Origin of the sequence: Staphylococcus rostri (genome assembly GCF_002902145.1) — a bacterium.
Classification (GTDB): domain Bacteria; phylum Bacillota; class Bacilli; order Staphylococcales; family Staphylococcaceae; genus Staphylococcus; species Staphylococcus rostri.
Genome location: NZ_PPRF01000083.1, coordinates 1 through 14,643, shown reverse-complemented (window position 1 = coordinate 14,643; position 14,643 = coordinate 1). Strand labels below are relative to the sequence as shown.

Annotated in this window: 11 protein-coding genes and 2 pseudogenes; 6 read left to right on the top strand and 7 right to left on the bottom strand. The window is 39.0% G+C overall.

What is annotated here, in order from left to right; genetic code table 11:
* The first annotated feature begins 362 nt into the window (after positions 1 to 362).
* Positions 363 to 2,114 carry a DUF2075 domain-containing protein gene (locus CD122_RS10125; RefSeq protein WP_103358854.1) on the top strand — a complete coding sequence of 584 codons (1,752 nt, stop codon included), beginning with the start codon at positions 363 to 365 and terminating at the stop codon, positions 2,112 to 2,114.
* 67 nt (positions 2,115 to 2,181) lie between these two features.
* On the opposite strand, the gene CD122_RS10120 is transcribed toward CD122_RS10125, so the two are convergent.
* On the bottom strand, positions 2,182 to 2,490 hold the full coding sequence (locus CD122_RS10120; RefSeq protein ID WP_103358853.1) for a nucleotide pyrophosphohydrolase: 309 nt from the start codon (positions 2,488 to 2,490) through the stop codon (positions 2,182 to 2,184).
* A 124-nt stretch (positions 2,491 to 2,614) separates the two neighbouring features.
* On the opposite strand from CD122_RS10120, the gene CD122_RS11995 reads away from it, so the two are divergent.
* Both CD122_RS11995 and CD122_RS10110 read left to right on the top strand, forming a co-directional pair.
* Positions 2,615 to 2,773: a hypothetical protein gene (locus CD122_RS11995; RefSeq protein ID WP_169926513.1), complete on the top strand. Its 159-nt coding sequence runs from the start codon at positions 2,615 to 2,617 to the stop codon at positions 2,771 to 2,773.
* 393 nt (positions 2,774 to 3,166) lie between these two features.
* Complete coding sequence (locus tag CD122_RS10110) at positions 3,167 to 4,204, top strand: S66 family peptidase (protein ID WP_103358852.1); 1,038 nt, start codon at positions 3,167 to 3,169, stop codon at positions 4,202 to 4,204.
* Between the two features lie 57 nt (positions 4,205 to 4,261).
* Here CD122_RS10110 and CD122_RS10105 read toward each other — a convergent pair whose 3' ends face one another.
* The 5 genes and pseudogenes from CD122_RS10105 to CD122_RS10085 form a co-directional block, all read right to left on the bottom strand.
* A complete protein-coding gene (locus CD122_RS10105) occupies positions 4,262 to 4,948 on the bottom strand; it encodes a zinc ribbon domain-containing protein (protein WP_103358851.1) in 687 nt (228 codons plus the stop codon).
* Between the two features lie 22 nt (positions 4,949 to 4,970).
* Positions 4,971 to 5,183 (bottom strand): annotated as a pseudogene (locus tag CD122_RS12380) (hypothetical protein); the annotation flags it as partial.
* A gap of 312 nt (positions 5,184 to 5,495) precedes the next feature.
* Positions 5,496 to 5,564: pseudogene (locus CD122_RS12530) on the bottom strand (zinc-ribbon domain-containing protein); the annotation flags it as partial.
* A gap of 356 nt (positions 5,565 to 5,920) precedes the next feature.
* Positions 5,921 to 6,856: a hypothetical protein gene (locus CD122_RS10090; protein WP_103358849.1), complete on the bottom strand. Its 936-nt coding sequence runs from the start codon at positions 6,854 to 6,856 to the stop codon at positions 5,921 to 5,923.
* Positions 6,857 to 6,982: 126 nt separating this feature from the next.
* Complete coding sequence (locus CD122_RS10085; protein ID WP_103358848.1) at positions 6,983 to 7,687, bottom strand: GntR family transcriptional regulator; 705 nt, start codon at positions 7,685 to 7,687, stop codon at positions 6,983 to 6,985.
* A gap of 128 nt (positions 7,688 to 7,815) precedes the next feature.
* Here CD122_RS10085 and CD122_RS10080 point away from each other — a divergent pair, with 128 nt between their 5' ends.
* The 3 genes from CD122_RS10080 to CD122_RS10070 are packed head-to-tail and all read left to right on the top strand — an operon-like array spanning position 7,816 to position 12,045.
* Positions 7,816 to 9,711, top strand: coding sequence for a beta-glucoside-specific PTS transporter subunit IIABC (locus CD122_RS10080; RefSeq protein WP_103358847.1), 1,896 nt, complete (start codon positions 7,816 to 7,818; stop codon positions 9,709 to 9,711).
* 17 nt (positions 9,712 to 9,728) lie between these two features.
* Positions 9,729 to 11,165, top strand: a complete 1,437-nt coding sequence (locus CD122_RS10075) for a 6-phospho-beta-glucosidase (protein WP_420852955.1) — start codon at positions 9,729 to 9,731, stop codon at positions 11,163 to 11,165.
* A 58-nt stretch (positions 11,166 to 11,223) separates the two neighbouring features.
* Entirely contained in the window at positions 11,224 to 12,045 is an 822-nt protein-coding gene (locus tag CD122_RS10070; RefSeq protein ID WP_103358846.1) for a Cof-type HAD-IIB family hydrolase, read from the top strand.
* Between the two features lie 125 nt (positions 12,046 to 12,170).
* Here the strand turns inward: CD122_RS10070 and CD122_RS12525 are convergent, their stop codons facing one another.
* A complete protein-coding gene (locus tag CD122_RS12525) occupies positions 12,171 to 14,381 on the bottom strand; it encodes an LPXTG cell wall anchor domain-containing protein (RefSeq protein WP_103358855.1) in 2,211 nt (736 codons plus the stop codon).
* Positions 14,382 to 14,643 lie beyond the last annotated feature (262 nt).

Here is a 14,643-nt window from a genome sequence, read left to right as displayed (position 1 = left end):
GATTTATCATATACTGTATAGTTCAAATCATCTGTATAGCTTATACTTTTAATAAAATTATTCATATTTTTATCCACTTTTTATACATTTACTTTTTTATCATTTGCTTTTTAATCCTCATATTCAAACACATTTGTGACAAATTTATCTATACTCTAAAAATGTTAAAACCTCAATTCTCCAGCCAATATTGTTGATGTTTTCCAAACAAGCTTCCAATCAATCAAACACAATTTTCTCGCTCTATTCACTATAAAATACAAACTGTTAGATATTAATATAATTGTTAATTTTGTTGTATAATCTTTTTATACATGATTGCAGTGAATTGTATGTTCAAAAATAGAGAGAGGAGCATCAACATGGCAAGTTACAGCTGTTTTGAACTAGAAATAGATGAGAAACATATTTTAAATATAGACTCATTAAACCGTAATCAACGTAACGCTTTGGACGACAAGAACGTTATTTATATTTATAAAAGTGATACGACGAAACAAGTTTACATTGGGCAAACTAAACATTTTAATGATCGTCACAAACAGCATTATAACGGTGCTGAAGAGAAGTTTAATAACGCTAATTTTAACAAAGTAATGATTTTGATTTCACGATACTTTAATTTATCAGCATTAGATGATGTCGAAAGCCAACTAATCACCTACTTCTTGGCAGATAGAAAATCATCTCGTAAAAAATATATTGATTATGATGAATCACACGTTATTAATTTAACTGCTGGTAACTATGTTAATGCCTATAAAGAAAAAGAGGACGTTGAATCCAAAGTACTATTGCCATTCTGGGAAAAAGTTTTATATCCAGATTGGGTCAAAACACCAAGTATTGATGAATTGCGCACAAAGTCATTAGTCAAATATAGTCCAATTAAAGTCTTAAATGATGAACAAAATGAATTGATACAAGACATTATAGATAACCCAAATAAAAGTTACGTTATTAATGGTAATGCTGGAACAGGTAAAACTGTATTATTAACGCATACTATCGCAAGGCTATTAAAAGAAACAAATAATAGAGTGGCCATAGTCGTTCAGCCAAACTGGATTGATACGGCAAAAGAAATATTTAAAGTATTCGGATTGAATAATAGTAACTTAAGCATTCTTTCTTCAACGCAACTAATCAATCACTATTCTGAAGAACCTAATCAATTCGATGTTGTGATAGTAGATGAATCACATAAATTGTCTAGAAATTATTCAAAACAACATCCATCTTTTAATAGTGTGTATAAAGATGAGTTCACGGATTGTCATCATCATTTAGAATGTATTCAAAAAATTGGTAAGCAAATTATCTTGATGTATGATGTGTTACAAGGAATTAGACCTGCCAATATTACAAGAGATCAGTTTGCTCAAGCTACACGAGACTATGAATACAAATATTTAACAACACAATTCAGAATACAAGCCCCTAAAGGTAAAAGTTACACATCTGAAGATTATATCAACGGGATAAAGTATCTACTCTACAAAGATACTGGGCTATTAGACAAAACACGCTTTAATCCTAACTTTGACCGAGATGTTTTTAAAGATACAAGCGAAGATGCATACTTTGGTTATTTTGACGAGAAACCTCTCCAAAACTTAATTGATTGGATTGACGAAGATCGCAATTACAATCCTGACCATATTAACCGCATTCTTGGTGGACTTGTGGAAAAGTGGAAACAAGCTGATGGAAAAGACGCTTCTATCACGCATTGGCATGAAGGAGATATCAAAAGACGATGGAATGCTACTCAAGAAAACTGGGTAAACAGTAAAGATAAAGATGCAGAAGATCAAATTGGCTCTGTATTTGCTGTTCAAGGTATTGATTTGAACAAAGTTGGCGTCTTAATAGGGAACGATTTGCAAGTGGATGCTGAAGGTAAGTTATACGCAGAAAAATCAAATTTCCATAATGTTAATGGCAAGTTTCCTGAACAAGACCAAACACCAGAAACTGATTTTGAGTTCACACTTTTTGTTTTAAATATTTACTATGTCCTTCTAACACGTGGCATTGACGGCATTAGACTAGGCTTCTGGAAAAATGATGCTTTCATGCATTATTTAGAAGAAACACTTGAGATTAAATAATCTGCTTCCCCAATCCTATAAAAGCGCACTGAACCTTTTCTTTTTCAAGTTTCAGTGCGCTTCACTTTTATTCCTCACTACCTGGCACAGGATATTTCACATTATTTTTAACTAACTTTTTCGCAATAATATCATCAATATCAAAATTTAAATTATCAGCCATCATATAGCTATAAATTAAGACATCTGCTAGTTCTTCTTCAAGACGTTCTCTATTGTTCTTCACAACATCTTCATAGTCTTTCCACTGAAATAGTTCTAGTAATTCTGCAGCTTCAATACTAATCGAAAGTGCCAGATCTTTTTCATTATGAAACGGTCGCCAATTACGTGCATCTCTAAATTGATTGATTTTCTCTAAGCTTTCTTTAGTCATAGTCAACGTCTCCTTTTACGTAATATGCATTATCTCATTTATCATAACATACCGCTTCATTACCCATATACACCGCTTTTTGATAAGCTGAGACTATGTTCTATCACATAAAGGAGAAACTATTATGAACAAGAAGACAATTTTAGGCTTAATTATTCTTACATTACTACTTGGTAGCATGATTCTCCGCTTCTTGAACATCTCAGATACTGCTTTTCTATCGTATATGCTCGTTTCTATCATTATCATGTTCCTATGCTACTTACTCACACACAAATCCTAATAAATCACGACGACCATAACAATACCTATCAATACAATTGCCCACGACGGTTCTTTGAAGTAGGCAAGCAATACAAATAAGATACCGGCTAACGCAAAGTCTAGCCCTTCATGAATAGCTGAAGTCCATATAGGGTCATAGAAGGCTGCGATAAGAATGCCTACAACCCCTGCATTAATACATGTAGAAAGCCTTTTACATAGCAGTTTGTTTTGATACTGTCCCAGAATGGCAAGATACCGAATAACAACAAGAATGCTGGTAAGAAGATGGTAACTGTTTCTAATAAGCCATTTGATACACCTGTAATGTTTTATTTTCTCAATTTTCGGAATTCTATATTTATGTTATTCTTTTATTACTCAAAAATATATCAAACAAAGGGGGCTTTTTATGACATATCTACAAAAACCATGTGCACTTCAACCAGGTGACACCGTAGCACTCGTATCACCCTCGTCTGGACTTGCAGGAGAAGCTGATATTGCACATCGTGTTACGACAGCTATTAAACGGTTAGAAGAAGACTTTCAACTTAAAGTCAAAGTGATGCCACACGCCTTGAAGGGATTGGATTACGTTCAAAAATATCCACAAAAGCGTGCGGAAGACTTAAACAATGCTTTCGCTGATCCAACAGTTAAAGCCATTATCACATTTATCGGTGGCAACGATTCAATCAGAGTTACTGAGTATTTAGATACAGACACCATCCAAAACAACCCAAAAATCTTTATGGGTTACTCTGATGCAACAGCGCTCCATTTATTTTTATATCAACATGGCATCGCATCATTTTACGGTCCAGCCATACTCACTGACTTTGGAGAAAACGTCGAAATGGATGACTACACAACGCATTGGATTCGACAAACTTTATTTCACAACGAACCACTCGGCAGCATTCCAACATCACCGTATTACCGCAGATTTGGCTTACTATGGAATGAAAGAACACATGCAACGCCTCGCCCTAAAATGGATAACCATAGCTACGAAATTATTAATGGAACAGGACGCGCCACAGGTCAATTACTCGGCGGTTGTATTGAAAGCTTAAATCGCTTAAAAGAGACATCTGTTTTCCCTGACGCAGACACTTTTAAAGACAAAATCTTATTTCTTGAGAACTCAGAAGAACCGCTTTCCGTCCCATTATTAGCTGCATTTATTGAATTTCTCGGCACCAAACAAATTTTGAAAAACGTCAACGGTATCATTATCGGAAAACCACAAAACGGCGAGCACTATGAGGCCTATAAACGCACGTGGCAAGCAATGCTAGAAGACTTCGGACTACATGATACCCCCGTCTTCTTCAATGCCAACTTTGGCCATAACGAACCCAAATGTATCATTCCATACGGTGCCACCGCTTCACTCGATGTTACAAATCAAACATTCACCATTCATGACAGTGGTTGCGAATAGACAAACAGCATGCCGTGTACAATCTTACTTGTTCACGACATGCTGCTTTATGTGTGTTTAATATTTTACTTGGTCCATATTTTGAACCGCAACTACATTCTGACCGTCTGTATGTACAATAATAGTAAACTCATTATTTGGGTTATTATCGTATATCCACAATTTACCTTCCCTATATTTAGGTTCTCCATGGAATTGTTTAAATTCACTAGTACTTACATTATCTGGCATAGCCATTACAGCTAACACTTCATCATTAGTATCATAGTAAATACCAATATTATGATATTTATAAACCGTCCCATTTACTAAACTTTTTATGTCCGTATGTTGTCCTGCAAGTTGTTCTACTTCAGGCCGTGTCATGCCACGAGTAAAACCTTGATACCCTTCAGTACGTGGTGTCAGCATATAATCATCACTAAAATCTTGAGAAAGTACATCAACAGACGTCTGTGCTGTTGGCTGGTTGTCCGGATCGATCAAGGCTGTATTTGGTGTATCCGAGTTCCCTTGAGTAGACGCTTGATTCGATGTGATATTCTTATATATTTGAAGCCCTGCGAAGGCTAGACCTGCCAACAAGATTAACGTGCCGATAATACCAATAATCCATGGCCATACACTACGTTTTTCTTCCACAACCATATACTGCGCGGACCTTGCATTGACTGGTTGCCCACAGTTGTTACAATATTTTTGATTTCCTTTGATTTCATTCCCACAGTTACTACAAAATCGCATATGATCTCCCACCTATATTTCTTTACTCTGGTCGTCCTTTTTCATCATATTTCGTCACAGTACCATCTGAATCAACAATATATGAGCCTGCGAGTCTGCCTGATTTATACAAAATCGAAAAGCCCCAGCTACCGTCTGCGCGTTGTTCTGGCTCTTTAAATGTATACGTGTCAGTATCTAAATAATGCCCTTCGTATTGTTCCACTAAATCAATTACATTACTGCGTGTGACTCTTGTCTGAGGTGCCATTGATTGACGTGGTGCGCTTGGTGTCACAGCGGGTTGTGCACTTGATTGTGGGGTACTGTACGTCTGTTGCGCATTGTTTGGGCTATCTTGACTGTCATGCATCGTATTACTTTGTGACGTTTGCTGAGTGGTATTATTTTGCGTCTGCGCTTGATTGGATACCATATTTTTGTATATTTGAAGTCCCGCAAAGGCAAGTCCTGCCAGTAAGATCAAGACACCGATAATACCGACAATCCACGGCCATTTACTCCCTTTTTCTTCCACAACATATTGCGCAGACCTCACATTGACCGGCTGTCCACAGCGATTACAATATTTTTGATTTTCCTTGAGTGCATTCCCACAATGACTACAAAATCTCATACTTTTCCCCACCTAAACTTAAATCTTGATTACTAGAATTCTATTGATTATTCTGCATATTACTAGTTCGCGTTGTGTCTTGATTATTTTCACTATTTGCTAACTGATTGTTATTATTATTTGTATTTAAGAAGTTACACCCTGCAAGCAACACCGTACTTGCGACTATACCAACAAGGATAGATTGTTTTTCATAAGGACCTCTCGCATGTTTTAACAAATTAATTATACCTTGTACAAGACAAATAAATAAACTATATTTTGTGAGAAATTTCATTATATATCCAAAAAACTGCCGATATAGGGAAGTCCCTTACCGACAGCTTATATGTTTCATCTGTAGTTATATTATAGTTCTAAACTGGCTGACCTTTTTCATCATATTTAGTCACAGTACCATCTGTATCAATAATATATGAACCAGCGAGATTACCTGCTTTGTCTAAAATTGAGAAGCCCCATCTACCGTCTGGCATTTGTTCTGGCTCTTTGTAAGTATACGTGCTCGTATCTAACAAATGACCTTCATAGTCCTCAACCAAGTCAATGACATTGCTGCGCGTTACCGTTGTACCTGATGAAGAAGAGCTTGATTCACTGCTTGATGAACTGCTAGATCTATCTGTTTCATAACCTTCAAAGGCTTCCGCAGAACTTGCTTCTGGTGCTTTATTTGGGAAGAATTGTGCCACATAATTAATATCTGATTGTGGTGAATCTTTAATCGGCATTGTGCGTCCATTATCTATGATTTTGCGAGACTCTCTTAATGAAAATTCATCTTCAAACCAAACGTGATCATGAAAACGATCAAGCGCATTGTAAAATGTCACCGTTCCATCATTGTTATCTCTAAAGGTAACACTACCAGCCGCTAATGCTGAAGGATATAATCCAATTGTACCGTCAGGAAAATTCACCGTCGCATCCTCATTGTACGGGTTTACGAGCGTTCCTGATATATCCACCGGTTCATAAGTCACGTTACCCAAGCTACCATCAAACACTGATAAATTATCACGTGCCGTCAGAAAAATTTGCGCATAATATTCACGTGTGTTTTTCGGATAAATATAACCTTTATCTTCCTGCTTGCTCTGTTGTGATTGCGTATTATTTTGTTGTGTCTGGTTAACATTATTTTGTTTCGTATTACTGCTTGATTCATTCTTATTTTCCGTTTGTGTATCCGCTTGTTGCGCTTTTTCGTTATTATTGTTATTTAAAAATCCACACCCTGAAAGTAACAAAGCACTGGCAGCTACACCAATCAACATATTTTTCTTATTCATAACAGCCTCCAACATAGTGATTTAATACTTTAATTATACAATATTTCATCTGTGTGTGGGCACTTTTCTTAAAAATTCCCACAAAAAAACACCGCCATACCGATAATATGACGATGCTGTATGTTATTAATTATTCACGGACTGCACAAAGAACTTTGCGTGCTTATAATGATACACGACTTTTGAATAGTCAAATGGGATGCCGGTTGCTAGATAGACGACTTGTTCCATATATAACCCGGGTGATAATGGGGGTAAGTCTAACACATCCGCTTCTGCATCGTTCAATTGATCAATCACTAAATAAACATCTGCAAAGCTAATGTTCATCTTATAAGCTGTTTCTAAATAATGGAAGATGGATTGTTCTGCAATTTCTTTATTTACATAAGGGACAACAGAAACTGGAAAATACGATAGCTCTTTACACAATTTCTCATCATCGAGATAAACAAGTCTCTCCACCAAATAAACTGGCGCACCAACTTCGATATGTAAGTTGTTGGCGACATCTTCATCGGCAACGGTTTGTTCGACTTTCAACACGTCATAATGCGTGGCGCCATCTTTAAAGTTTGCGCTAAAGCCACGGTTAACAAGCAGACTCACGTAACCTTCGCGGCGCTGACGTCTGACAAAAATACCACTACCACGTTGTTGGAAAATAGCGCCTCGTTTCTCTAAAGTATCCAATGCCTTACTAATCGTACTGCGACTTACGTTATACCGTTGCGTCAATGTATCTAAACTATCCAGCTTTGTGCCCTGTTCCAAGTTATGCTCATGAATATATTGTTCAATCTCATATACGATTTGTTGATATTTGTTCATGCCCGCGACTCCTTTTTTAACCTTTCACTTATTATACACAATCCAGCATAGTTACGCACTTGTATTATTGTACCGGTACAATTATAATGTTAGATAATAATATAAGTTTTTGATAGGAGATGATGTTTGTGTCAAAAGTACGTAACTATCAGCAACTGGCAAGCGATATTCTTGAAGCTGTCGGTGGCGAAGAGAATATCGTGAACGTCGCACGCTGTGCCACGCGTTTACGCTTAGTGTTGAAACGTTCCAACCCAGAATTCAAACGTAAAGTATCCGAATTAACAGGTGTTATTACCGTTGTAGAAAATGGCGGTCAGTTCCAAATTGTTATCGGTCAACACGTTGGTGAAGTGTATGATGCTTTCACAAGTATTACAAATGTTGAAGATACGACAGATGAATCGGTACAAGAAAAAGGATCCATTCTAAATCGTGTCATTGCGACGATGTCAGCGGTCTTTGCGCCATTTATTTACATCTTAGCTGCAGCGGGGATTTTACAAGGGACACTGATTTTAATTAATTTAGCCTTCCCTGCCTTTGAAAAAACAGGAACGTATGAAGTGTTCAGCTTTATCTCATGGGCACCTTTCACATTCTTACCTATTTTTATCGCATTAACCGCAGCCAAGCACTTTAAAGTCAACATCTATATCGCGTTAGCTTGTGCGATGGCACTTGTGAGTCCGACATGGACAGAGATGGCAGGCAATATTGCCAATGGCGAAACAGTTCGCTTCTTCGGTATTCCGTTGAGTGAAACGGTTTATACTTCAACAGTATTACCACCGCTTTTCTTAGTATGGGCATTGTCTTACGTTGAGCGCTTTTTCAATAAAGTGTTCCCGGAAGTCGTGAAATCTTTATTTGTGCCACTATGTTGTATCGTTATCATGGTCCCACTCACAATTTTAGTTATCGGGCCATTATCAACAATCTTTGCGAACGGTGTTGCGGATGGTTACAACTTCTTAGCGGAAAAATTACCAATCTTAGCCGCAATCATCATCGGAGCATTCTGGCAAGTATTCGTTATTTTCGGCGTCCACTGGGGCATTACACCTGTGATCCTTGCGAACTTCGACAACTATGGTCGCGATTCATTCCAGGCATATCAAACCATTGCTGTTATCGCGCAAGTCGGTTCAGTCCTAGGTGTGTTCCTTAAAGCGAAAATGCAAGAAACGAAAAAAGTCGCATTATCCGCTGGTGTTACAGGTATTTTCGGCATTACAGAACCAGCCATTTACGGTATTAACTTGAGATTCAAAAAGCCATTTATTATCGGCTGTATCTCTGGGGCAATCGGTGCGGTTGTCGCAAGTTTCTTCAACCCTTACTACTATGTTTACGCTGGCTTACCTGGTCCGCTAACAATCGTGAATACAATTAATAGCGACAATCCATCGTCATTTATCGGGGTCTGTATCGGTGTTGCGATCGCGATTATCTTACCGATTGTATTGATTCAAATCTTTGGTTACGGTGAAGATAGCGTACAAAAAGCAGATATCGAGCCAGTTACGCTCAATAACGATACAAATGCGGACGCTGTACAATCTGACTTAGAAGCTCACGTACAAGCACCCTTAACAGGTAACGTTATCGCATTACCAGACGTTGCGGATCCTGTCTTCAGCTCAGGCGCAATGGGCGATGGTCTAGCAATTCAACCAACACATAATGAAGTCGTCGCACCATTTGATGGCTCTATCGTTATGACGACACCATCGAAACACGCAATTGGTCTCCGTAGTAATACTGGCGTTGAAGTACTCATTCATGTCGGTATGGACACGGTACAATTAAACGGCGAACATTTTGAATTACTCGTACAAGACGGCGACGCAATTACAGCTGGTCAGCCACTCTTACGCTTTGACATTGAAGCAATCGAACAAGCAGGTTATTCAACAGTGACACCCGTCATTATCACAAACTATGCAGATTTTAATGAATTAATGAAAACAACACAAACATCCGTTAAAAACGGTGACTTACTAATCGAAGTAATTAAATAATATTGGAGGAAACTATTATGGCATTACCAAAAGACTTTTTATGGGGCGGCGCATTTGCAGCACATCAATTTGAAGGAGGCTGGGACAAAGACGGCAAAGGTCCTTCTGTCGTGGACGTCCTCACAGCAGGGGCACACGGTGTTCCAAGACGTATTACAGATAAAGTGGAAGCACATGAGTTTTACCCAAACCATGAAGCTGTAGATTTTTACTCACGTTATAAAGAAGACATCGCACTATTTGCGGAAATGGGTATTAAAGCGCTCAGAACCTCTATCGGTTGGACGCGTATTTTCCCTAAAGGGGACGAAGATGAACCGAACGAAGCAGGACTTCAATTTTATGATGATGTATTTGACGAATTATTAAAATACGGGATCAAACCTGTTATTACACTGAGTCACTTTGAAATCCCGCTTCACCTAGCACGCGAATACGGCGGCTTCAGAAGTCGTAAAGTCGTGGACTGCTTTGAGAAGTTTGCGAAAGTTGTGTTTGAACGTTATAAAGATAAAGTCGAATATTGGATGACGTTCAATGAAATCAATAACCAAATGGACGTTAATAATCCGCTATTCTTATGGACAAATGCAGGGATTCAAGTACAACCTGGCGAAGATGCGCGCAGTGTGATGTATCAATCAGCGCACCATCAATTACTCGCTAGCGCAAAAGCTGTCATTGCAGGCCATAAAATCAATCCAAACTTTAAAATTGGCGCAATGGTGTCTCACGTTCCAGTATATCCATACTCTTGCCACCCTAAAGATATTATGGCAGCAGAAATCGCAAACAGAGAACGTTTCTTCTTCCCAGACGTACAAGTGCGTGGGAAATATCCAGCGTACGCATTGAAAGAATTAGACCGCCTTGGCGTCTCACTACCTATTGAACCCGGCGACGAAGAGATTCTTGCGCAAGGTACGGTTGACTACTTAGCGTTTAGCTACTATATGTCTACTACGGTTAAACACGATGTACAAAATAATGAGACAGATAACATTGCGAATGGTGGCTTACCAAACGGCGTGAAAAACCCTTATATCGGCGCATCTGACTGGGGCTGGGAAATTGACCCAGACGGTTTGCGATATGTTTTAAATACGCTATATAACCGTTACCAATTGCCATTATTCATCGTAGAAAATGGTTTCGGTGCTGTCGATGAACTGACAGAAGACAACAAAGTACACGATACAACACGTATTGATTACTTTAAAAACCATATTCAAGCGATGAAAGACGCCGTGGAACTGGACGGGGTAGACTTACTCGGTTACACACCATGGGGTATTATGGACATCGTATCCTTTACAACTGGGGAAATGAAAAAACGCTACGGCATGATTTATGTCGATCGTGACAACGAAGGTAACGGCACAATGAATCGTTACAAAAAAGATTCATTCGACTGGTACAAAAACGTCATTGCGACAAATGGCGAATCATTATAAATACATTATGCGGAATAGCTGAATAACGGCTGTTCCGCTTTTTTGAAAGGATGATAAGATGAAGAACATTGCATTAATCGCATTAGATTGTGATGGAACGTTAGTCAATGATCGAGGGCGTATTACAGAACAAACACAACAGGCACTCATCACTGCTCAAGAACGTGGTATAAAAGTCGCACTCGTATCGGGACGCCCACGTACTGGCTTTCATTATGAAATAGACGCCTTACAGTTGAAGCAACATCATGGCTTAATCGGCGCATACAATGGTGGCTTGGTGTTAGATGTCACAACAGAAGAAGAGCAATATAAGAAAGGGATTTCTGTGAACGAGGCGCGTACTTTCCTTACAGCGATACAACACTTCAACTTCACGTATATCGTTGACTACGATGGCATATTGTATACAAACACACCTGACAATCAGTATGTCAAACATGAATCTACTGCGCATCGCTTGGAACTTGTCTATGCGCCACAACTCCATGAAACGATTGACTTTAGTCCGGTTAAGATTCTACTAACACAAGACCCTGATTATATCGACAGTATTGCGACAGATATACAGAAACTGTGCGGTGAGACGTTAAATACTATACGCTCGACCCCTTTTTATTTGGAAATTACCGCACAAGGTGTCAATAAATCTAACGCATTAGACCATATTTGTAAGGCTACCGGCATTCATAAACAAGACGTTGTCGCATTCGGTGATCAACTAAACGATATGGAAATGATTCGTGACGCAGGCATTGGAGTTGCTATGGGCAATGCCACACCGGAAATTAAAGCCATTGCCGATATTGTTACACACGACAATAACCACGATGGCATCGCAGCGGTTGTAAAACAAATACTAGACGCACAACAGCGTTAAGCCACTTACCTTGCAGGACAGCTAGACATTCGTCGCTGTCTTGCTTTTTTATGCACAAAAACACCCCTACTCATACATTGAGTAAGGGCGTCTTATATAAAGCGATATATTCTATTTATAACACATTAGTTATTTTCTTGATTTTTACGACGACCGCGTAAGAACAATGCACCCAATCCAGCTAGTAAGCTACCGAATAATGTTGTGTTTGCTTGTGGTGTCGCACCTGTGTCAGGTAAGCCATGACCTGGTGTACCATGACCGCCATGTGTACCTTGGTGTGGCTCATCTTCATCTACATCAGCACCAGAGTGTTCCTCTTTGTCTGAGTCAGCATCTGCATCCGCATCACTTTCAGAATCGGAATCACTGTCTGCATCTGAGTCACTGTCTGCGTCAGAATCGCTGTCCGCATCTGAGTCACTATCTGCATCTGAATCGCTGTCCGCATCTGAGTCACTATCTGCGTCGGAGTCGCTGTCTGCATCTGAGTCGCTATCTGCGTCGGAGTCACTATCCGCATCTGAGTCACTGTCTGCGTCGGAGTCGCTATCCGCATCTGAGTCGCTATCCGCATCTGAGTCGCTATCTGCGTCTGAGTCACTGTCTGCATCTGAGTCGCTATCTGCGTCGGAATCACTATCTGCGTCGGAGTCGCTGTCCGCATCTGAGTCACTGTCTGCGTCGGAATCGCTGTCCGCATCTGAATCGCTGTCTGCATCTGAATCGCTATCTGCATCTGAATCGCTATCTGCATCGCCTTCATCTGGTTCTAACTCACAAACCGTCACAACTGCAATGTCCGCTAAGTCTTCATTTTTAGGACCATAATATGTGACAGCTGGATTTGCGTCGAGATTAAACTCACTTGCATAATCAAAAGTTGATTCAGAAATATCAGGACCAATTGTACTCCAATGTCCCATATTACGTGTTACAGCTACACCTGGTTGACCGTAAAAACCGTGTTCATCGAAACTACCCAGTTTAATTTCTTCTGGATGCTCAATGTAATAATACATAGACTCTACTATACGGTCATTTTTAATTTCTGTACTAGTTATTGCTTTTCTATATGGATCTAAAGCCTGTGCACCTGTGTCATAATTCTGAATTTCATCACCTTCAGAAAAACCTCTCCAGCCTAGGCGCGCATCTAATGGTAAATAAGGTGTTTTTTCATATTGTTCTTTAGAAATATCAAACTCTACTTTTAAACCGATTGGTCCTGTAACCAATGTATTCACTGAAAATGAGCGTACCAAAGCGTGAAAATCTTGCCCACTTGTTGAAGTGATACTGTACCCATCATCTTCAACCTTATGTTCCACAACTGAGATTGGTAATTTTCCTTGTTCTTTCAGTTCTAAATATTCTTCATAAGTTGGGATATTATGAAAGTTTGGATTTCCATATTCCTCATAACCCGCTTCATACTCATCATATGTCATCTGACCTAATTCCATATTAACATCATGCGCTTTACTATTTTCATCACGCGTTCCAATCAATGTAAATCTTACATTTTCCGCAAATTTAGGAATTGTGATGTTAAAAGTGCTACCTGTTTGAAGGTGATCACTAGATTTAATCGGGTTTAAAGATACTTCATAATCATATTTCACGCGGCCATCTTTTTGAAATTTAGCGCAACCTGGCGTTACATTGACACCGCCGCCACCGATACTATGTACATTTAACGATGGACCACCACCTCTATCTTCACCACCAATAGTTGCTGGTGCTGATGTTGTGCGTACAGCTGGCTCTGATTGTGTTGTTTCTTTTGTTTCTGTTTTAGGCGCTTCTGTTGTACGTGGTTTAGATGACACGATGTATTTTACTTTTTCACCCGTTTCTGGATCAATACGTTCACCAATTTCGGCATTTGGTGCATTAACTGTTGGGTAATCGTTACCGCCTACTGAATAGTGTTTATCTGCTTCTTTCGTTTTGACTACATCTGCTTCAGGTAAGTCTACTGTTGGATAGTCATTGCCACCTACTGAATAATGACCGCCATCTTCTTTCGTTTTTACCGTTTCAGCTTGTGGTGCTTCTTGAGCTGGTTCCGGCGCTACTTCTTCTTGTACCGCTTCCGTACTTTCAACTGCTGGCGTCTCAGTTGCTGGTTCAGCTTGTGTATCTTCCGCTGGGGTAGGCGCTTCTTGCGTTGTTGCCTCCTCTGCTGCCGCTGGTTCTGTTGTTTCAGCAGCTTGTGCACTGTGTGTAGCACCTAAGAATAACAATGTTGTTAACACTGCTGATCCTGCACCATACGAAAACTTACGAATACCAAAAATTTGTTTCTTTCTATCATACTGACTGTATCTCATCTTCTACTAATCCCTTCTTTACTTCTATATTTTATTTTTCCTATATATATGTAACGAATCAGCCATTACTATATAAGAAAAATAATCATGCCATCTGTGCTAAGTAACGGTTCACAATTGAATTAAACCGTAAATATAGAAGGGTTTGTACGTCATAATTACTATAAAAATAATCTTTTTTACAGTATCAAAAAAGAAAATATACACGCGAACATAGAAATATTGATTATTACTAAAAATGTTTGTTTATACAAAAATAACT

Bases quoted from the DNA above. Each gene is read 5' to 3' on its own strand.
- CD122_RS10125 (WP_103358854.1), top strand. From the start codon at position 363: ATGGCAAGTTACAGCTGTTTTGAACTAGAAATAGATGAGAAACATATT.
- CD122_RS10120 (WP_103358853.1), bottom strand. From the start codon at position 2,490: ATGACTAAAGAAAGCTTAGAGAAAATCAATCAATTTAGAGATGCACGT.
- CD122_RS11995 (WP_169926513.1), top strand. From the start codon at position 2,615: ATGAACAAGAAGACAATTTTAGGCTTAATTATTCTTACATTACTACTT.
- CD122_RS10110 (WP_103358852.1), top strand. From the start codon at position 3,167: ATGACATATCTACAAAAACCATGTGCACTTCAACCAGGTGACACCGTA.
- CD122_RS10105 (WP_103358851.1), bottom strand. From the start codon at position 4,948: ATGCGATTTTGTAGTAACTGTGGGAATGAAATCAAAGGAAATCAAAAA.
- CD122_RS10090 (WP_103358849.1), bottom strand. From the start codon at position 6,856: ATGAATAAGAAAAATATGTTGATTGGTGTAGCTGCCAGTGCTTTGTTA.
- CD122_RS10085 (WP_103358848.1), bottom strand. From the start codon at position 7,687: ATGAACAAATATCAACAAATCGTATATGAGATTGAACAATATATTCAT.
- CD122_RS10075 (WP_420852955.1), top strand. From the start codon at position 9,729: ATGGCATTACCAAAAGACTTTTTATGGGGCGGCGCATTTGCAGCACAT.
- CD122_RS10070 (WP_103358846.1), top strand. From the start codon at position 11,224: ATGAAGAACATTGCATTAATCGCATTAGATTGTGATGGAACGTTAGTC.
- CD122_RS12525 (WP_103358855.1), bottom strand. From the start codon at position 14,381: ATGAGATACAGTCAGTATGATAGAAAGAAACAAATTTTTGGTATTCGT.